Below are 19,137 nucleotides of genomic sequence, written 5' to 3' on the forward strand. Positions count from 1 at the left end.
ATATGAAAAGTCTGACTCTACTTCGCTATCTTGCAATTGCGATCATCGTGCTATTGCTAGATCAACTCAGCAAGTGGTCGGCACTGAGTAATTTACAAATGGGTATGCCTGAACCAGTTCTTCCTTTTATGAACTGGTTACTACTCTTTAACCCAGGCGCAGCATTTTCATTTTTGGCGCAAGGATCTGGTTGGCAACGCTGGTTCTTCACCATTCTGGGCTTGGCAGCATCCATCTACATTATTTGGCTCCTTTATAAAAACCAAAGCGACAAGCTACTCTGCATTGCCCTTAGCTTGATCTTGGGTGGCGCCCTAGGGAACGTCTTGGATCGCGTGATGTATGGTGCTGTAGTCGATTTTATTGATGTGTATTACGGCAACTGGCATTGGCCAGCATTCAATATTGCCGATAGCACCATTTGCATGGGGGCAGCCCTCATTATTTGGGGTGAACTACGCAAGTCATTTGGCAAATCTGCCCAATCCCATTAAGCTGGCGCCATGCAATCACTTTTAAACAAGAAGATCGTTCTCGGCATCTCTGGCGGCATTGCAGCATATAAAGCCCCTGAGCTTGCACGCCAATTGATGCAAGAGGGCGCCTCTGTGCAAGTGGTGATGACTGAGGCTGCACAGCAATTTGTGACGCCCGTGACAATGCAGGCTCTCACTGGCAACCCAGTTTATTTGAACCAATGGGATAGCAGCATTCCAAACAATATGGCACATATTGAGTTATCGCGCTCTGCAGATGCCATCCTGATTGCCCCTACAAGTGCCGATCTAATGGCCAAGCTTTCTCTAGGTTTAGCTGATGACTTATTGACTACCCTTTGCCTTGCAAGAGATTGCCCCCTGCTACTCACTCCAGCAATGAACAAGCAGATGTGGGAGCATGCCGCTACCAAAAGAAGTGCGAAACGACTTTTGGAGGATGGCGTTACTCTCTTGGGTCCTGCCAGTGGCTTTCAGGCTTGCGGCGAAGTGGGCATGGGCAGAATGCTCGAACCCTCAGAAATTACCGAACAGGTCATTGCCTTCTTTCAGAAAAAATCTTTGGCTGGCAAAAAAGTATTAATTACCGCAGGTCCCACATTTGAAGCAATTGATCCAGTGCGCGGGATTACCAATCACAGCTCGGGCAAAATGGGTTTTGCTATAGCAAGAGCGGCTGTTGAAGCTGGCGCCCAAGTACATTTAATTGCTGGGCCATGTGGCCTAGATACGCCACTCTTGGCAACTGGACAAATCACCCGTACCAATGTGGTCAGCGCTAAAGAAATGCACGCAGCCACCCTTAACGCCCCCGACAGCGATATCTTCTTTGCTGTAGCTGCGGTTGCTGACTGGGGTATCGCTAAACCGGCCAAGGATAAGATCAAACGCCAAGGCAATCAAGCGCCGAACCTAGAATTTGTTGCTAACCCAGACATTCTTCTCGATGTTGCTAAGGCAACAAAAACTCGGGGCGGCAAACCTTACCCCTATTGCGTTGGCTTTGCAGCAGAATCAACCGACCTAGAAAAACATGCCAATGAGAAGCGTAAGCGCAAAGGCATTCCGATGATTGTTGGCAATATTGGCCCCGATACCTTTGGTAGCGACCTTAACCAAATGGTTGTTATCGACGCAAGTGGTAGCAAAAAAATTGCTAAGGCTGAAAAACTGCAATTAGCACGCCAACTAATCCAGCTAGTGGCCAAGAAAATCTAGGTTAAATTCTTTTTAGTTTTTTTATTCTTCACATTTATTCCCTCGCTTTAGGAAATTTCATGCAATCCCTCCAAGTAAAAATTCTTGATGAACGTATGCGCGACCAGTTGCCAGCTTATGGCACTCCTGGAAGTGCTGGATTAGATCTTCGTGCCTGCATTGATGAAGCGATTGAGATTGCCCCTGGCCAATCTGTGCTTGTGCCTACCGGATTGGCAATCTACGTTGAAGATCCGCGTTATGCTGCTTTTATTCTGCCGCGCTCCGGCTTAGGCCATAAGCATGGCATTGTGCTTGGCAATCTTGTTGGCTTAATAGATTCTGACTACCAAGGCCAGTTAATGGTGAGCACCTGGAACCGTGGCTCCACTCCATTCAAGCTTGAGCCGATGGAACGTTTGGCTCAACTGGTAGTAATGCCGGTGCAACAAGTGGAACTCAAGGTCGTGGAAGAGTTCACTGAAAGCAGTCGTGGTGCTGGTGGCTTTGGAAGCACGGGACGCGCCTAATTCAAAAATTCTAATGGGCGGTATTGAGGGCTCTTTTGCGACTAAACGCTAAGGGCAGAAAACCTAGCAGCAAACCTCCAACCCCCATCATGATCGTAAATGCATCAAAGGTGGGGATGCTATAAATGGCAACGAACACCATGAATGCGCCTGAAAAACTAGGCCAGATGACATAAGCCATAGCTGGCCCGAAACCCGCTCTTAGCTTATTCCTGTAATGCCATGCACAAGCAAAGCCAGTCAGGCTCATATAAAAGCAAATCTGAAATCCAATTGCCAAAATAGAGCTGGTCAAGATAGCCTTCACTGAAGGCATAAAGGAGGAGGAAAAAAGCAATACCACTCCTAAAAACCAAATCACAAAAGTAGCCACCCAAGGCGTCTTATATTCGTCATGCACTTTTGCATAGACTGGATGCAACATGCCATCTCGCGCCATTGCAAACATACTGCGACTGAACTGCAAAATCTGAGTTTCTATTGTTCCAACCGTACTAAATATGGTGCAAAAGACCGCAAGGTAGCTCCAGGGGGCTGGGAATAATTTATTAGCGATTGCAAAAAGTACATTGGTACCAGATTCAGCAATTTCACCATCAGTTAAGACCATTAAAACCACAACCATCATCAGCACAAAGAAAAGCATCATATTCAGCACAGCCCAAAATGCCCCCTTGCCTGCAGCACCATCTGAATTTTTTGATCCACCTTTACTCTCTTCGCTTAAATTCATGGTGACATCCCAGCCCCAAAAGAAGAAGATGGCAGTAAGCGCGCCCGTAGCAAATAGTTGTGGAGAAAATGAGAGTGGAGAAATCCATACAAAAGAAGGTGGGTGCGCTGGATTTGACCAGTAACTAATGATTCCTGCAGTAATCAGTGCAAATAAAATTACTGTCTCAAAAAGAGTGAGAGTGATCTGCATAAAGCTTGAATGTTTTATTCCGCGACCAACAATCAACGAGACAACCGTCAACCAGACGACCGCTATTACTGAAATTAGCTGGGTATTTTCTGCCTGATCAGGCGCAACCAGTAGCAAGGTAGAGCTGGCCGCAGGAATGGTTGCCGAAACCATAAAAAAAATAGAGGCAATCAATAAACCCCAACCAGCAAAGAATCCCCATGTGGGTCCAAAAACATGCCCAACCCAAGCATAGGCAGCACCAGCATTCGGCTGAATTTTGCTCAAATGAATAAAAGCTAAAGTGATCCCAAACATGATGAGACCACAATACAAAATACTCCCAACAGATAAAACACCAACCGAAGCCACGATGGCAGCACTAGTTACAGCGACACTAAAGGCGGGCGCAGTTCCCGCAATGCCCATGATGATGGATTCAAATACGCCTAGTGAATTTTTTGCCAAAGCATCGGATGAACTCATATATGGAAATATTGGGTTATTTGCCTAAAGAAGAGATTCTATTCTTAAATAATATGAACCGTCGACTTAGGATTCACACCTTTGGGGTAGCTATAAAAAAACCACCCGTAGGTGGCTTTTTTATCAGTCAATACTGCTTACTTACGAATATGTGCCTTACGTGCCGCATCTTGTGACATGCCGGCACCAGCACCTTCACGAGACTCTTTTTCAGCGGTAATTTCTTTACGGCGCTCTTTGCAAGAGCCGGCAATTTCTTGCAATGCCTTACGAGCCCGAGCAGCAGAAGCTTTAATGCCCTTACCTTGAAACTTTTCATTTTCAGCTTTGTAAGTTTCAAAAGCTTCTAGCAATTTATCGTGATGGGACATATTTTCCTTTTTGGTTTGTATTTATTTAAATAAATTAGGTCGTTAAATTTCTTCAGCCGGCGCCACATCAGCTTTGGTACGCTTTCCAGGTAAAACAGGAGCCTCAAAATTCAAAAGTACTTTGCCGTCAGCGTCAATATCGACATCCACATGACCGCCTTGAGCTAGCTTGCCAAATAGAAGCTCGTCAGCAAGCGCCTTACGCACAGTATCCTGAATAATGCGTTGCATTGGACGCGCACCCATTAAGGGGTCAAAGCCATGCTTAGCTAAATGAGCTCGCAATGCAGGGCTAAAAGTAGCGTCCACTTTCTTCTCGTGAAGCTGCTCCTCTAACTGCATTAAGAACTTATCAACAACACGCATGATGATAGATTCATCGAGTGCTTTAAAGGAAACGATGGCATCCAAGCGATTGCGGAACTCTGGAGTAAAGAACTTCTTGATATCCGCCATCTCATCACCAGACTCGCGCGCATTGGTAAAGCCAATGGTTGACTTCTGCATTGCCTCAGCACCAGCGTTCGTTGTCATGATAATGATCACGTTACGGAAATCAGTCTTCCGACCATTGTTATCCGTCAAAGTACCGTGATCCATCACCTGTAAAAGGATATTGAAAATATCTGGATGAGCCTTCTCGATCTCATCTAACAAGAGCACGCAATGGGGCTTCTTATTCACAGCCTCAGTAAGCAAGCCGCCCTGATCAAATCCCACATAGCCTGGGGGCGCACCAATCAAACGGCTCACCGCATGGCGCTCCATGTACTCGGACATATCAAAACGCAAGAGTTCAATACCAAGAATATAAGCAAGCTGTTTTGCAACCTCAGTCTTGCCAACGCCTGTTGGTCCAGAGAATAGGAAAGAACCAATTGGTCTATCAATCTTTCCAAGACCAGCACGAGTCATTTTGATGGCGCTGGCCAAGGCTTCGATAGCTGGATCCTGACCAAAGACCACACTCCTAATGTCGCGATCCAAAGTCTGTAACTTGCTACGATCATCCACCGTGACGGATTGTGGCGGTATGCGCGCAATCTTAGCCACAATCTCTTCAATCTCAGGACGGCCAATGGTTTTCTTCTGCTTAGACTTCGGCAGAATACGTTGGGCTGCACCAGCTTCATCAATTACATCAATAGCCTTATCAGGCAAATGACGATCATTGATATAGCGAGCAGAAAGTTCTGCAGCAGCAACCAAAGCACCAGCCGCATACTTCACGCTATGGTGCTCTTCGAAACGTGATTTCAAGCCACGCAGAATTTGCACTGTTTGGTCTACTGTTGGCTCTACCACATCTACCTTCTGGAAGCGACGCGATAAAGCTGCATCCTTTTCAAAAATTCCACGATATTCGGTAAAGGTAGTTGCGCCAATACACTTGAGTTGACCATTAGACAGTGCAGGCTTCAATAAGTTGCTTGCATCTAATGTTCCACCAGAAGCTGCGCCAGCACCAATCAGCGTGTGAATTTCATCGATGAACAAAACACCATGAGCATGGTCCTTTAAAGACTTCAGAACACTTTTCAAGCGCTGCTCAAAATCTCCGCGGTATTTGGTACCCGCTAAAAGAGCGCCCATATCTAAAGAGTAAACAGTGGCATTAGCCAAGATATCAGGCACATCACCTTTAACGATTCTCCAGGCCAAGCCCTCAGCAATAGCTGTCTTACCTACACCAGCCTCACCCACCAATAAAGGGTTGTTCTTGCGACGACGGCAGAGCACCTGAATCACCCGCTCTACCTCACTCTCACGACCGATCAAGGGATCAATCTTGCCTTGACGGGCCAACACATTCAGGTTTTGCGTATATTGCTCAAGAGGACTTTCTTTGCCGGAAGAGCTAGATTCCTCAGTCTCCTGGGAAGGCTCAACGGGTTTCACATGCTCGGACTGATCCTTACGTACACCATGGCTAATGAAGTTCACCACGTCTAAACGTGTAACGCCCTGTTGTTGTAAGAAATACACCGCATGAGAATCTTTTTCACCAAAGATGGCTACCAATACATTTGCACCAGTCACCTCTTTCTTGCCATTCGATGTTGACTGCACATGCATGATGGCGCGCTGTATGACTCGCTGAAATCCTAGCGTAGGTTGCGTATCAACCTCATCATTACCTGGCACTACAGGTGTGTTGTCGTTAATAAAGTTTTTGAGTTGAGCGCGTAGCTCTGCAATATTGACTGCGCAAGCCTTTAGGACCTCTACCGCAGTAGCGTTATCCAGTAAGGCTGCGAGCAAATGCTCGACTGTGATGAACTCATGTCGCGATGCCCTTGCGTCAACAAACGCCATATGCAAACTCACTTCTAATTCTTGGGCAATCATGCTTCCTCCATAGTGCACTGTAGTGGGTGACCCGCTTCACGGGAGAGTTCAATAACTTGATGCACTTTCGTAGCAGCAACATCGCGGGTAAATATTCCACAAACGCCTTTGCCAACTAAATGTACTTGTAACATGATGCGTGTAGCTGTTTCGTGATCTTTATTAAAATACTCCTGAATTACCATCACCACAAATTCCATGGGTGTGTAATCGTCATTCAATAGTAAAACTTTATACATCGATGGCGCCTTAACTTGCTCGACCTGTTTTTCGAGAAGAATAGTGTCCTCAGCATATGGATTGCCGGGGTTGCCAGTAGTGGGATTTTTTGGTGCGCGACTCATGAGAAACATTCTAAACACAGATATCCAAACCTTAATTTACTAGGGTCTTGTTGCGAAAACCACGCAAAAACCCCTCTTAAACCTATATTGGGGCATTTTTCTATAAAAAAAGGGGTATTTAATGGGGGGTAGGTGCATATAACTCCTTGACACCCCTCGAAAAAGGGCAAACAATCAGGGGGTAGGCTTCAAGAGAGGTTCTATTTAGGCGTGTTGTGGATTGAGACTGATTAAAAAGTATTTACCCTCATCACGGTTGTTTTAAGTTTATGTAATGGAGTTCGCATGGCGACCGGAATTGTTAAGTGGTTCAATGATGCAAAAGGTTTTGGCTTTATCAAACCTGATGATGGTGAAGAAGAGTTGTTCGCGCATTTCAGCGCAATTACTATGCCTGGGTTCAAAACCCTTAAGGAAAACCAAAAGGTAACGTTTGACATTACCCAAGGCCCTAAAGGCAAGCAAGCTACTAATATCCAAGCGGCTTAATAGTCCTTAGATCATTATTAAAAACCCAGGATTCGTTCCTGGGTTTTTTTTCGCCTGCAATTTACCTCACTTAGAATGTTAAGCATGCATACCCATCAAAATCTCCTACGCATTCTATTTGCGGCCATTCTTTTTGCTAGCTCAAGCTTTGTACTGGCACAGGTCAATGTTGGCCTACCCACTATTGAATTGAAAGCAGGGATCTACCGTATTCAGGCTGAACTGGCCGATACCCCAAAGGCCAGAGAGGTCGGCCTCATGAATCGCACCAGCATGCCAACCAACTCAGGCATGCTATTTATTTTTGAACAAAAAGCTGGTCATTGTTTCTGGATGAACAACACCAAAATTCCACTATCGATTGCGTTCATTGCAGATGATGGCAAGATTGTGAATATTGAAGAGATGCAGGCTGAAACCACTAATAACCACTGCCCTAAAGCGGCTGTACGTTATGCGCTTGAGATGAACAAGCAGTGGTTCTCTGAACGAGTACTCGTACCAGGCAGCGTGATTAGCGGCTTACCCAAAAGGTAGCACTCTTCTCTAGTTTTTTAATATGAACTGGGCAGCTGCTTTTACAAACTCAGGTTCTTTTTGATTAAAGCCGTGATAAGCCTTTGAGCCACAAACATCCCCCTCACTGATGCCGCCGTCTATTTGAATAAATTGAGATACAGCTTGCTTCGGTCGACTTTCGATGATTCGCTCAGAAGTGACAAATGGTGTGGAGGCACAACCATCATCCACATGATGAATAGCTAGTACCGGTACTTTGACATCTGAATCTACCATTGCGGATCTATAGGTTCCGGCAACAATAACTCCGGCTATTAGTTTTTCTTTTTCTTTTCCGCCGTTAACAAATTCAGTAACGCTGACCGTACCCATGCTGTGACCAAAAATCCACACTGGTAAGCTGAGCTTGTCTCTGTAATAACTTACGACATTCAAAATTCTTTGCTGATGGTCTCGGATGGAACGAGAATTACGCATGCCTGCCCCTAAGTCGTATGGCGTGTCGACCAAGACAGAATCTATTCCATATTGAGCCCAGAGATCTTTAGACCTAACAAAGGTATGAAAGTTGGTGGTTGAACCATCGTCCCGCAAATTTAGAACCCCGCCGCCACCGGGAAATAACAAGACAACTGCTTTGGCATTTTTAACTGGACTCAGCAAAGTTCTGGTGGGGGCATCATCCTTGTATTGAACATCGAAAACCTGCGAGTAAGCAATGGGGGATGTGAGCACCCCAATAGCAACAATAATGTGAACTAGCTTCATTTATGAATTCTTGCATATTTAGGACACAAAAAAACCACCCTCAGGTGGCTTTATTCGAAACATCTTCTAGTTACTCAAAGTGGCAAACGTAGTGCACCGGTTGCTCAGCGCGAATAATGAAGTAACCGCCCTTTTCTACTTCCCAGCTTTGACCGGCCTTAAATTCTTGCTCAGGGGCGCCGTTGATGCTGACAAAAGCGTTGCCATCAACTACTTCCATGATCTCTTTAGTGCTTAAATCAAAACGCAAGGTGCTGGGCAATACAACGCCAACCGACTTGCGAACACCATTAGGCAATGTCACGGTGTGAGAAACACACTTGCCATCAAAAAAGACATTGGCTTTCTTACCTACGGAAACTTGATCAAATTGCATGCTGATTCTTTCTAATCTATTTGGTTCTAATTTATTGTTTGTTTTTTACTTCTATTTATTTCTGAGCACGCTTACGTCTTGCGGTTTCAGCAATGCGCATACGTAAGGCATTGAGCTTAATAAAGCCGCCAGCATCTGCTTGGTTATATGCGCCGCCGTCATCATCAAAAGTTGCGATATTTTGATCAAACAAGGTATTTGCTGAATCGCGTGAAATCACCGAGACAGAACCCTTATAGAGCTTCAAACGAACAACCCCGTTTACAGCCTGTTGTGTGTGATCAATCAAAGTTTGCAGAGCTACGCGCTCTGGTGCCCACCACAAGCCGTTGTATATCAAACTTGCATAGCGTGGCATCAAATCATCCTTCAAGTGAGCCACTTCGCGATCCAATGTAATGCTCTCGATGCCGCGATGCGCTTTCAGCAGGATTGTGCCGCCAGGGGTTTCATAGCAACCGCGACTCTTCATGCCTACAAAGCGGTTTTCCACGAGGTCAAGGCGACCGATGCCATGTTTACCACCAATACGATTTAATTCAGCCAATAACTCATGTGGCTTATAGGCTTTGCCATCAATTGCCACTGGGTCGCCCGCTTTAAATTCGATCTCAATAATTTCTGGGGCATCTGGAGCTTTCTCTGGGGAAACCGTCCAACGCCACATTGACTCTTCTGCTTCAGCATTTGGGTTCTCTAAATGACGGCCCTCATAACTGATATGCAAGAGATTGGCATCCATTGAGTAAGGTGAACCGCCTTGCTTATGTTTCATCTCAACCGGAATGCCATGCTTTTCTGCGTAAGCCATCAACTTCTCACGTGAGAGCAGATCCCATTCACGCCAAGGAGCAATGACTTTAATTCCTGGCTCTAAAGCGTAGTATCCCAACTCAAAGCGAACTTGGTCGTTACCTTTGCCGGTGGCGCCGTGCGACACAGAGTCAGCACCAGTTAAGCGGGCAATTTCAATTTGACGCTTAGCAATTAATGGGCGAGCAATCGATGTGCCCAATAAATATTCGCCTTCGTAAATCGTATTAGCGCGGAACATGGGGAATACAAAGTCACGCACAAACTCTTCGCGCAAATCATCGATAAAAATATTTTCTGGTTTGATGCCAAATTGCAAAGCCTTGGCACGTGCCGGCTCAAGCTCTTCTCCCTGACCTAGATCGGCGGTAAAAGTCACGATCTCGCAGCCATAAGTATCTTGAAGCCATTTCAAGATCACGCTTGTATCAAGACCACCGGAATACGCTAAGACTGCTTTTTTAATATCAGACATGTTTTCTTTTTCAATCAAAAATTAACTAGAAACTTACCAAGACAAATTTACAAAAAATTAATCCAAGCGCCCACAGAGCAAATACTCCATTAAAGCCTTTTGAACATGTAAACGATTTTCCGCCTCTTCCCAAACAATGCTTTGCGGACCATCAATTACGCCAGCCGAAACTTCTTCGCCACGATGCGCTGGCAAACAATGCATGAACAAGACATCTGGCTTAGCTAAGGACATCAATTCTTCATCAACCATCCAATCCTGGAAGGCGTTCATACGGGAAGTATTTTCATCCTCATAACCCATGCTGGTCCAAACATCAGTAGAAACCAGGTCAGCACCTCTGCATGCATCCTTCGGGTCAGCGCAAATCGTCAAGTGTTTTGCAGAATTGGGTGTCAGACGTGCAGCATCCAATTGATAGCCCTCTGGCGCTGAGAAGCGCAACTGAAAATCTAAACATTCAGCAGCCTGAAGCCAGGTATAGGCCATATTATTAGCATCACCTACCCAAGCTACTGTCTTTCCCTGGATCGGGCCACGAGCCTCTACAAAAGTAAAGATATCAGCCAAGACTTGGCATGGATGAAATTCATTTGTCAGGCCATTAATGACTGGTACGCGTGAATTAGACGCAAAACGCTCAATGATGTCCTGGCCAAAGGTACGAATCATGATGATGTCCGTCATCCTTGAAATCACCTGAGCGGCGTCCTCTACAGGCTCACCACGACCTAACTGAGTATCTCGAGTGTTTAGGTATACCGCATGGCCGCCAAGCTGATGGATGCCGGCCTCGAAAGAAAGACGGGTACGTGTGGAGTGTTTCTCAAAAATCATCGCCAAAGTTCGGTCATGCAAAGGGTGCCAAGTTTCATAGCTCTTGAACTTAGCCTTGAGCCAAGCTGAACGCTGAAGCAAATAGTCATACTCTTCACGAGTCAGGTCAGAAAACTGCAGGTAGTGCTTTACCTTACCGGGCACTTGAGGCTTTGCCAGCGATGTCATAGTTGAGCTTTCTACTAAAGTTTTGGCTTGCATTTTTTTCTTCATACTTTCGGCTGCACGAAAATAGATCCTAAAGTCATCTTACGGCCAACTCAGGCTGTTAAGCTAGAGGGCTTAGTAATACTATTTTTCACAACCATCATTACGCGAACTTGAACCACAAAAAGCTTTTCATTCAAGGCATTACCACTTCTGGCAAACCATTTCGGCCCAGCGATTGGGCGGAGCGTCTGTGCGGGGTAATGGCTACTTTTCGCCCTCCCGGTGATTCCGGGGACCCTCGCTTCACTTATTCGCCCTATGTCAGACCAGTGCTTATTGCAAAAGTGAAATGCGTTGTTATTGATACCAGGCTACGGGACCTAGATCCCAGAGCGCTAGACTTTGTCATGAACTTTGCCAAAGACAACAGCCTACCGATTGAAGAGGCATGTGAGTTCAACCCAACAGCCCCATCCCAGCCTTAAAAACAAAAACCCGCTCTGATGAGGAGCGGGCTTAGGTCGAAACTACTTCGACCAGCCTAAAACTAAAACTATATTACGCTGCCATCGCCTTAATAGCTGCAGACAAACGTGACTTCTGACGAGATGCAGTATTTTTGTGAGCAATCTTTTTGTCAGCAATCTTGTCGATTGTTGCTTGCGTTGCAGCGAAAACTTTCGCAGCAGCAGCTTTGTCACCAGTTTCAATTGCTTTACGAACCGCCTTAATGGAAGTGCGGAGCTTAGAACGCAAACTGGAGTTATGTTCGTTTTGTTTTACTGCTTGGCGTGCACGCTTGCGCGCTTGTGCTGTATTGGCCATCTTTAAACCTTGCCTCTATAAATTGCAAAATGCGATTAGTTAAAAATCTTGCGGACTTGCCAGATACAGAAGCAAGCTCGCCAAAACCCAAGATTTTACCTTAAAGGGGCAAAAAAGCCCAGCCGACCGATAAATAGGTGAAAATCGGCTCATGAACCTGCTTTCTGCCGCTGCCAAGGTTAGCTCCCTAACCATGCTGTCCCGTATTACGGGCCTGCTCCGGGAGACCCTGATTGCCCGTAGTTTTGGGGCCTCCGAGTGGACAGACGCCTTTAATGTGGCTTTTAGGCTACCGAATTTACTGCGTCGACTCTTTGCCGAAGGAGCCTTTTCCCAAGCTTTTGTGCCCATTTTGGGAGAAATCTCCAGCAACGGGGATCAAAAACAGGCCCAAATCCTCGTAAATGCGGTCTCTACCCTCTTATTTTGGGCTTTGCTGCTCACGGTATTGGTGGGCGTGATCGGCGCCCCAGCCCTCATTTTGATCATCGCCACAGGCTTTAAAGGTGGCCCAGCATATGACGCCAGCGTTGTAATGACCCGAATTATGTTCCCGTATATCGGCCTGATATCACTGGTTTCGCTTTCGGCTGGTATTTTGAACACATTCCAGCGTTTTGCTATTCCTGCCTTTACCCCGGTTCTCCTCAATCTGGCATTAATCGGGAGTGCAATATTTTTAGCGCCCCATCTTGATCAGCCCATTTATGCCCTGAGCATTGGCGTTCTCATTGGCGGTGTTTTGCAACTAGCCATACAAATTCCCGCTCTGTCTCGAATTGGCTTATTGCCTCGTATCGGTTTGCTGCCGGGTGCCATTAAAGCGGCCGCCGCCAATCCGGACGCAAGACGAGTGTTGCGTTTGATGGGGCCGGCGGTATTTGCGGTTTCAGTTGCACAAATCTCCCTCATCATTAATACGAATATTGCTTCACGACTGCAAGCAGGAAGTGTTTCCTGGCTGTCTTATGCGGATCGCTTAATGGAATTTCCTACTGCCCTCCTTGGTGTGGCCCTGGGTACCGTGCTTTTACCCAGCTTAAGTAAAGCCAACGCCAAAAATGATTTAGTGCACGCCGGTGAACTACTGCTTTGGGGATTGCAGCTAACATTTTTACTAGCAGCGCCATGCGCGCTTGCTCTATTTATCTTTGGGGAGCCGCTGGCGGCTGTCTTGTATCACTACGGCAAATTTAATGCGCTGGATGTCGTGATGACACAACGCGCATTGGCTGCCTATGGAGTTGGACTCATCGGTTTGATTCTTGTGAAAATTTTGGCTCCTGGCTTTTATTCTCGTCAAGATATCCGCACCCCGGTCAAAATTGGATTGCTCGTATTAGTAGCTACTCAGTTAGCCAACCTAGTCTTTGTACCTTGGCTTGGACATGCTGGGCTTGCTCTATCAGTGGGCACGGGCGCATGCCTGAATGCCACCCTCTTATGGGTTGGCCTTCATCGACGCGGCGCCCTACCTAGCTCCGCTTGGGCCAAGTATCTAGGTCAATTATTTCTGGCGCTCATTCCCTTTGCAGCAGTGCTTTTTTATGCTGCCGGTGCGCATAATTGGATTGAACTTCAAGCCGAACCATGGCTTCGTATTGGTTTACTTGCCTTGTGGCTTGGTATTGCCGCCATTGTTTACTTTGCGTCCCTCGCTTTAGTTGGAATTCGCTGGCAAAAATTCTTGCGTCATGCAAAATAGCTTGTATGCCAACACAACAACTCGACTATTTCACCTCCCTAGTTGCCGAAGATGAACACTTCCCCTTAACCGAGGGAGCGATCGCTGTCGCACAACATGCCTATCCCGATCTAGACGTTCAGGGTGTACTGGATAAGCTTGATCAACTGGGAAACCAATTAAAGTCGCGCATCACCCCAGATACTTCGCCAGTTCAGCGCTTACAAATTCTCAAGCATTTCTTTTATACCGAGTTGGGCTTTGGCCCAAACCCAAATGATTTTTATGCGCCTGAAAATTCGTACCTGCATTACGTTCTTGAGAATCGCAGGGGTATCCCAATTTCATTAGCGATCCTGATGATGGAGCTCGGAAATCAAATTGGACTCAAGATTCGGGGCGTTTCATTTCCAAATCACTTCATGATGCGCATCTCTTTGCAACAAGGTGAAGTAATCATGGACCCGCTCACCGGAGAATCACTCTCCAAGAATCAGCTTCAAGAAATGCTCGACCCTTACTTAGATGCCAAGGGTTATCGCGGCGAACTCAGCTTGCCTCTCAATCTCTTTCTGAGGGCTTCTAGCTCAAGAGAGATTCTGTCGCGCTTTCTGAGAAACCTCAAAATGATTTACTCAGAACATGAGCGCTGGGAGCGTTTATTGGGCATTCAAGAGCGCCTGGTGATTCTTCTACCAGACTCCGTTGAGGAGATTAGAGATCGAGGATTAATCTTTGCGCAGCTAGAATATTTACGCCCAGCTTTAGCGGATATGCATCGCTACCTAAGCGAAATGCCAGAGGCTGAAGATGCTAGCGATATTCGCGAGCATATAGCCACCCTCGAAAGCCAAACCAAGCTGCACTGAAGTCAAATTGCTTTGACTTCAGTTGTTTAGATATTTAGTTTGTTATTTTTTCTTGCGCTGAAAAATTTTGTAGGCAGCTGCGAATAAAACTGGCACGGCAGCAGCACCAACTCCAACCAGCACAATCACATTGAGATTCTGGCGAATGATGGGGATATTGCCGAAGAAATATCCTGCTATGACTAAGCCAAAGATCCACAAGGCTGCGCCAGTGATATTGAATAACTGAAAGCGTGAGAAGTTCATCTCGGACACACCAGCAATGAAAGGAGCAAAAGTGCGAAATATCGGCAAGAAGCGCGCGAGGATGATGGTCTTGCCGCCATGCTTTTCATAAAATGCGTGGGTCTTTAATAGGGCGCCCTGATCAATCCAGCGCGATTGACTACTAAAGACGCGTTTGCCAATCCAGCGACCAATAAAATAATTCACGGTATTGCCTGCGACCGCAGCAACTAATAAACCAATGCACAAGGTCCAGATATTGAAATGCTCGCTAGCGCAATAGGCGCCCGCGATAAATAAGAGCGAATCACCTGGCAAGAAGGGTGCAACCACTAAGCCGGTTTCTGCAAAAACAATGGCAAATAGGAGGCCATAGGCCCAAGGGCCATATTGCTGAATCACCACATCTAAATGTTTATCAATATGTAGCAATAAATCACTAATTTGCAAAAGGGTATCCATCGACTCGCTCTCTAACTTATGGGTTGTTGCGGATATTAACAGGCTCTTATAATCAGGTATGCCAACTGAACCCTACATTCAGCCTATGCATGCTCCAGATGAAGTCTCAACGCTTTGTATTGTTGGACCTACTGGCGCAGGCAAAACCCATCTCGCCATGTCCTTGGCTGAGTATGCAAAATCAATTGGTCAAACACTTGAACTCATTAGCATGGACTCTGCATTGGTCTATCGCGGCTTGGATATTGGCAGCGCCAAACCAACTAAGGCAGAACAAGCTGCGGTTATTCACCATCTGATTGACATCATCGACCCCACTGAAGTGTATTCAGCGGCACGTTTTGCTAATGATGCAAAGCGTCTTTGTACGGAGATTCGTGCGCGGGGAAATATTCCGGTTGTTGTTGGCGGCACCATGTTGTATTGGCGTGCGTGGGCGTATGGCCTCTCATCACTTCCTCCAGCAAATCCAGAAATTCGCGCTCGTTTGGATGAAGAAGGTAAAGCCATTGGCTGGCCAGCAATGCACGACAAGCTTGCCAAGATTGATCCTGAAACTGCGGCTCGCCTAAAACCAAATGACTCCCAAAGAGTGCAACGCGCTCTAGAGGTTTATGAAATTACTGGCAAGCCGATGTCCATATTATTGGCCGACTCACCCAGTGAAGATGGCAGAGAAGGTTCAGCGATTCCATCATGGATCAAGTTAGTTTCGCTAGAGCCAAGTGATCGCAAACGCTTGCATCTGAACTTAGAAAAACGCTTTGATGAAATGCTTGCCGCAGGATTTATGGATGAAGTCAAAGCGCTTCGTACGAATACTGGATTACACGCAGATCTTCCAGCCATTCGTTCGGTAGGCTATCGCCAAGCCTGGGAATTTCTCAATGGGGAAATTGATGCTGAAGAGATGCGCTACAAAGCATTGGCTGCCACTAGACAACTTGGCAAGCGGCAGCTCACATGGCTGCGTGCAATTGAGGGAAGAAAAATATTTGACCCCTTCAACCCCGAAGAGCTGAAGGCGGCCTTGGATTACTGCAAGAAGAATTTAATCAGGTAAGTAGGCTGGCAGCTTAAATAACGATAGTCTGTGGTGCGTCTTTCGGACGCTCAACGACTTCACCAACAGTCCATGCCTTGAGGCCCTGAGAAGTTAATGACTTGATTGCTGCATCTACTTGGTCAGGCGCAACAATCACCACCATACCGATACCGCAGTTAAATACGCGAACCATCTCTGCATCAGCAACGCCACCCTTCATTTGCAACCAACGGAAGAGCTCCGGCATTTGCCAGCTATCGCGATGCAGCACTGCTTGAGTATTTTCTGGGAGGACGCGCGGAACGTTATCCACTAGGCCGCCGCCAGTAATATGCGCCATTCCTTTTACATTGATTTCAGAAATTAATTTCAGCAGAGGCTTCACATAAATTTCTGTCGGAGCCATCACTACATCGCCTAATGAGCGACCACCCAAATCATCGCTTGGCTTAGCACCGGCACGTTCAATAATCTTACGCACCAATGAGTAACCATTCGAATGCGCGCCACTGGAACCAATTGCCAATACTGCATCACCCGAAACAATTGTTGCGCCGGTAATGATTTTGGATTTCTCAACCGCTCCCACGGCAAATCCCGCTAAGTCATATTCGCCTGGTGGGTACATGCCCGGCATTTCTGCGGTCTCACCGCCGATTAATGCGCAACCAGATAGTTCGCAACCCATGGCAATACCGCCGACAACAGTCGCCGCAGTATCTACAGTCAACTTGCCGCAAGCAAAGTAATCTAAAAAGAAAAGGGGCTCAGCACCCTGAACCAGGATGTCATTCACACTCATCGCCACCAAGTCTTGACCGATGGTTTCATGACGATTCCACTCGAATGCCAGCCTTAGCTTGGTACCGACACCATCTGTGCCAGCAACCAAAACTGGCTCTTTGTAGCGCTTGGGCACCTCAAAAAGGGCTCCAAAGCCACCAATTCCGGCTAAAACGCCCTCTCGCATGGTTTTCTTGGCCAGCGGCTTAATGCGGTCAACCAAATCGTCCCCAGCATCAATATCGACGCCAGCATCACGGTAGGAAAGGCCTTTTGAGGAAGAATTAGTAGATGAAGTCATGTGAGCGCTGGAATATTAGTAAAAAATGCGAGTAGATCAGTAGAATCATTGAATTCTAGAGGATTACTTGTAATGGCTGAAATTTTTACCCCTTTTCTGGCTGCATTCATACTGGCCTACATCCTGCGGCCTGCTTTTCTATGGCTGGAAAGAAGGCGCTTACCCGCATCTTTGGCTGCAGCTCTCACCGTTGTTCTAGGTCTGGCAGTCGTAATTGCCATTGTGAGCCTATTTGTTGGCCTTCTTAAAACAGAAATTCCCCTAATCAAAGCCCAGCTCCCAGGATGGATCTCAAATACCCAGGCATGGCTGGGACCTAAATTAGCTGAATTTCATATTGATGTTGATTGGGGTACTTTAAAAAATACAGCCTCGCAAAAAATTTCAGAGCATATTAGTGACAATGCTGACTCACTGATGAGTACCACGATAGACACGGTACTCATGTCGGGCAGCTCGGTTATCACTGGCTTTGTAAATTGTGTATTAATTCTATTTGTGATGTTTTATTTACTGATCGATTGGAATCAGTTTTTTCAGTACATTAAAAATTTAGTGCCTAAGCGTGCCCAAGAAACTGTTCACCATCTTGCAATGCACACGGATGGTCTACTCTCTCAGTACCTCAATGGCATGGTGATTGTTGTTTCCATCATGTCTGCTTTCTATAGCATTAGCTTGAGTTTGATTGGTATCAAAGGTGCGGTTGCTTTGGGTATTTTTACCGCCTTAATGATTGTGATTCCTTATATCGGCATTACACTGGGATTCACGCTTGCTATAGTCTCGGCCCTTCTTCAATTTGGTCCAGGCTCACAAATCATCGGTGTACTAGTCATCTATGGAATTGGGCAATTCCTAGAAGGCTTCTTCTTGACGCCGCGCCTAGTTGGTGAGCGCATTGGCCTGCATCCTGTTGCCGTCTTGTTTGCGTTGCTTTTCTTTGGCAAACTCTTTGGCTTCTTTGGCGTATTGCTCGCCCTGCCAATTAGTGCGGTCAGCTTAGTCTTAGTCCAGTACTTATGGTCTATTTATACGCAAAGCGCTTGGTATCAAAAGTAAATCTGGTAGTAATGAATACACCCTCACTTCCAAAACAATTTGCGCTTGATATCAGTCATTCGCCTAAAGCGAGTTTAGAAAACTATCTTCCTGGAAAAGATCTTGCTTTAATTTCTGCGCTACAAGATATTGAACGTTCTTGGAAAAGAGGTGATGCTCAAAGCTCTGAGAACCCCTTAAATCAACGTTGGATTTATTGGTGGGGACCAGAAGGCTCTGGACGATCTCATTTAATAAATGCCGTTGGAAATGCAGCTGATTACGCTGGTTTAGAACATATCGCCCTCACCCCATTCGAGCCCACCTCCTGGGTTCGCCTTGAAGAGAAGATGGGCACAATCTCCGAAAGCACTACCCCGTCAGTGATTACCGTAGATGATGTTGATCGTTTAGACGATCGTCTCGTTGGGTCGCTTTTTCGTATCCTCAATGTGGTTCAGGCTAGCAAGGCGATTCATATTTTTATGGCCGGCAAGGCTTCCCCGGCCAATTTGAAGCTTCGGGAAGATCTACGAACCCGTCTGGGCTGGGGTCTGATCTTTCAGACACAACTTTTGGACGATGATGAGAAAATACAGGCATTAGAGGAAGCGGCCAAAGCACGGGGTCTTGTTTTATCTCCCGATGTGTTGCCGTGGTTATTAAGCCGGTTTTACCGAGATATGCCCAGCTTAATGGCTTTGATTGATGCATTGGATGCCTACTCACTTGAAACAAAACGTGCTGTCACTTTGCCTCTTGTACGAGAGCTTTTGCAGCCTAAATAATTTATTAAA

At 46.3% G+C, this 19,137-nt stretch carries 22 protein-coding genes; 11 read left to right on the forward strand and 11 right to left on the reverse strand.

The window, feature by feature from the left end:
• The first annotated feature begins 2 nt into the window (after nt 1-2).
• Genes lspA through dut form a run of 3 tightly spaced genes read left to right on the forward strand, consistent with a single transcriptional unit; the run spans nt 3 to nt 2,224 of the window.
• On the forward strand, nt 3-494 hold the full coding sequence (gene lspA / locus ICN33_RS02625) for a signal peptidase II (RefSeq protein ID WP_216194290.1): 492 nt from the start codon (nt 3-5) through the stop codon (nt 492-494).
• Between the two features lie 9 nt (nt 495-503).
• Nucleotides 504-1,715: a bifunctional phosphopantothenoylcysteine decarboxylase/phosphopantothenate--cysteine ligase CoaBC gene (gene coaBC, locus ICN33_RS02630; protein ID WP_216194292.1), complete on the forward strand. Its 1,212-nt coding sequence runs from the start codon at nt 504-506 to the stop codon at nt 1,713-1,715.
• 59 nt (nt 1,716-1,774) lie between these two features.
• The gene (gene dut, locus ICN33_RS02635) at nt 1,775-2,224 is read left to right on the forward strand and encodes a dUTP diphosphatase (protein ID WP_216194294.1); all 450 of its coding nucleotides are present in this window, start codon (nt 1,775-1,777) and stop codon (nt 2,222-2,224) included.
• A gap of 10 nt (nt 2,225-2,234) precedes the next feature.
• On the opposite strand, the gene ICN33_RS02640 is transcribed toward dut, so the two are convergent.
• The 4 genes from ICN33_RS02640 to clpS all read right to left on the reverse strand — a co-directional run bounded on the left by ICN33_RS02640 (nt 2,235) and on the right by clpS (nt 6,687).
• The gene (locus ICN33_RS02640) at nt 2,235-3,614 is read right to left on the reverse strand and encodes an APC family permease (RefSeq protein WP_255530588.1); all 1,380 of its coding nucleotides are present in this window, start codon (nt 3,612-3,614) and stop codon (nt 2,235-2,237) included.
• Nucleotides 3,615-3,751: 137 nt separating this feature from the next.
• The gene (locus ICN33_RS02645) at nt 3,752-3,985 is read right to left on the reverse strand and encodes a hypothetical protein (RefSeq protein ID WP_068320954.1); all 234 of its coding nucleotides are present in this window, start codon (nt 3,983-3,985) and stop codon (nt 3,752-3,754) included.
• A 42-nt stretch (nt 3,986-4,027) separates the two neighbouring features.
• Nucleotides 4,028-6,334 carry an ATP-dependent Clp protease ATP-binding subunit ClpA gene (gene clpA / locus ICN33_RS02650; RefSeq protein WP_216194296.1) on the reverse strand — a complete coding sequence of 769 codons (2,307 nt, stop codon included), beginning with the start codon at nt 6,332-6,334 and terminating at the stop codon, nt 4,028-4,030.
• Nucleotides 6,331-6,687: an ATP-dependent Clp protease adapter ClpS gene (gene clpS / locus ICN33_RS02655; RefSeq protein WP_216859677.1), complete on the reverse strand. Its 357-nt coding sequence runs from the start codon at nt 6,685-6,687 to the stop codon at nt 6,331-6,333. Before clpS ends, clpA begins: the two co-directional genes overlap by 4 nt.
• 276 nt (nt 6,688-6,963) lie before the next feature.
• Between clpS and ICN33_RS02660 the strand changes: the two genes are divergently transcribed.
• Entirely contained in the window at nt 6,964-7,167 is a 204-nt protein-coding gene (locus ICN33_RS02660) for a cold-shock protein (RefSeq protein WP_011903586.1), read from the forward strand.
• A gap of 84 nt (nt 7,168-7,251) precedes the next feature.
• Entirely contained in the window at nt 7,252-7,704 is a 453-nt protein-coding gene (locus tag ICN33_RS02665; protein WP_216194298.1) for a DUF192 domain-containing protein, read from the forward strand.
• A 9-nt stretch (nt 7,705-7,713) separates the two neighbouring features.
• Here the strand turns inward: ICN33_RS02665 and ICN33_RS02670 are convergent, their stop codons facing one another.
• The 4 genes from ICN33_RS02670 to argF form a co-directional block, all read right to left on the reverse strand.
• Nucleotides 7,714-8,454 carry a hypothetical protein gene (locus ICN33_RS02670; protein ID WP_216194300.1) on the reverse strand — a complete coding sequence of 247 codons (741 nt, stop codon included), beginning with the start codon at nt 8,452-8,454 and terminating at the stop codon, nt 7,714-7,716.
• A 70-nt stretch (nt 8,455-8,524) separates the two neighbouring features.
• Nucleotides 8,525-8,830, reverse strand: a complete 306-nt coding sequence (locus ICN33_RS02675) for a pyrimidine/purine nucleoside phosphorylase (protein WP_215391545.1) — start codon at nt 8,828-8,830, stop codon at nt 8,525-8,527.
• A gap of 55 nt (nt 8,831-8,885) precedes the next feature.
• The gene (locus tag ICN33_RS02680) at nt 8,886-10,118 is read right to left on the reverse strand and encodes an argininosuccinate synthase (protein WP_216194302.1); all 1,233 of its coding nucleotides are present in this window, start codon (nt 10,116-10,118) and stop codon (nt 8,886-8,888) included.
• 57 nt (nt 10,119-10,175) lie between these two features.
• The gene (argF, locus tag ICN33_RS02685) at nt 10,176-11,123 is read right to left on the reverse strand and encodes an ornithine carbamoyltransferase (RefSeq protein WP_216196525.1); all 948 of its coding nucleotides are present in this window, start codon (nt 11,121-11,123) and stop codon (nt 10,176-10,178) included.
• A 152-nt stretch (nt 11,124-11,275) separates the two neighbouring features.
• Here argF and ICN33_RS02690 point away from each other — a divergent pair, with 152 nt between their 5' ends.
• Complete coding sequence (locus ICN33_RS02690) at nt 11,276-11,590, forward strand: DUF3579 domain-containing protein (protein WP_216194305.1); 315 nt, start codon at nt 11,276-11,278, stop codon at nt 11,588-11,590.
• A 73-nt stretch (nt 11,591-11,663) separates the two neighbouring features.
• On the opposite strand, the gene rpsT is transcribed toward ICN33_RS02690, so the two are convergent.
• Nucleotides 11,664-11,930: a 30S ribosomal protein S20 gene (gene rpsT / locus ICN33_RS02695; protein WP_011903592.1), complete on the reverse strand. Its 267-nt coding sequence runs from the start codon at nt 11,928-11,930 to the stop codon at nt 11,664-11,666.
• A gap of 151 nt (nt 11,931-12,081) precedes the next feature.
• On the opposite strand from rpsT, the gene murJ reads away from it, so the two are divergent.
• Nucleotides 12,082-13,635, forward strand: coding sequence for a murein biosynthesis integral membrane protein MurJ (murJ, locus tag ICN33_RS02700; RefSeq protein WP_216194306.1), 1,554 nt, complete (start codon nt 12,082-12,084; stop codon nt 13,633-13,635).
• 5 nt (nt 13,636-13,640) lie between these two features.
• Nucleotides 13,641-14,483 carry a SirB1 family protein gene (locus tag ICN33_RS02705; protein WP_216194308.1) on the forward strand — a complete coding sequence of 281 codons (843 nt, stop codon included), beginning with the start codon at nt 13,641-13,643 and terminating at the stop codon, nt 14,481-14,483.
• 42 nt (nt 14,484-14,525) lie between these two features.
• Here the strand turns inward: ICN33_RS02705 and ICN33_RS02710 are convergent, their stop codons facing one another.
• A complete protein-coding gene (locus ICN33_RS02710) occupies nt 14,526-15,170 on the reverse strand; it encodes a VTT domain-containing protein (protein ID WP_216194310.1) in 645 nt (214 codons plus the stop codon).
• A 58-nt stretch (nt 15,171-15,228) separates the two neighbouring features.
• On the opposite strand from ICN33_RS02710, the gene miaA reads away from it, so the two are divergent.
• Nucleotides 15,229-16,233 carry a tRNA (adenosine(37)-N6)-dimethylallyltransferase MiaA gene (gene miaA, locus ICN33_RS02715; protein ID WP_216194312.1) on the forward strand — a complete coding sequence of 335 codons (1,005 nt, stop codon included), beginning with the start codon at nt 15,229-15,231 and terminating at the stop codon, nt 16,231-16,233.
• Between the two features lie 13 nt (nt 16,234-16,246).
• On the opposite strand, the gene purM is transcribed toward miaA, so the two are convergent.
• Nucleotides 16,247-17,299, reverse strand: a complete 1,053-nt coding sequence (gene purM, locus ICN33_RS02720) for a phosphoribosylformylglycinamidine cyclo-ligase (protein WP_216194314.1) — start codon at nt 17,297-17,299, stop codon at nt 16,247-16,249.
• A gap of 72 nt (nt 17,300-17,371) precedes the next feature.
• On the opposite strand from purM, the gene ICN33_RS02725 reads away from it, so the two are divergent.
• Nucleotides 17,372-18,361, forward strand: coding sequence for an AI-2E family transporter (locus ICN33_RS02725; protein WP_216194315.1), 990 nt, complete (start codon nt 17,372-17,374; stop codon nt 18,359-18,361).
• An 11-nt stretch (nt 18,362-18,372) separates the two neighbouring features.
• Nucleotides 18,373-19,128, forward strand: a complete 756-nt coding sequence (gene hda / locus ICN33_RS02730) for a DnaA regulatory inactivator Hda (RefSeq protein ID WP_216194317.1) — start codon at nt 18,373-18,375, stop codon at nt 19,126-19,128.
• Nucleotides 19,129-19,137: the final 9 nt, after the last annotated feature.

The sequence above is a fragment of the Polynucleobacter sp. UB-Tiil-W10 genome, assembly GCF_018881605.1.
Lineage (GTDB): Bacteria > Pseudomonadota > Gammaproteobacteria > Burkholderiales > Burkholderiaceae > Polynucleobacter.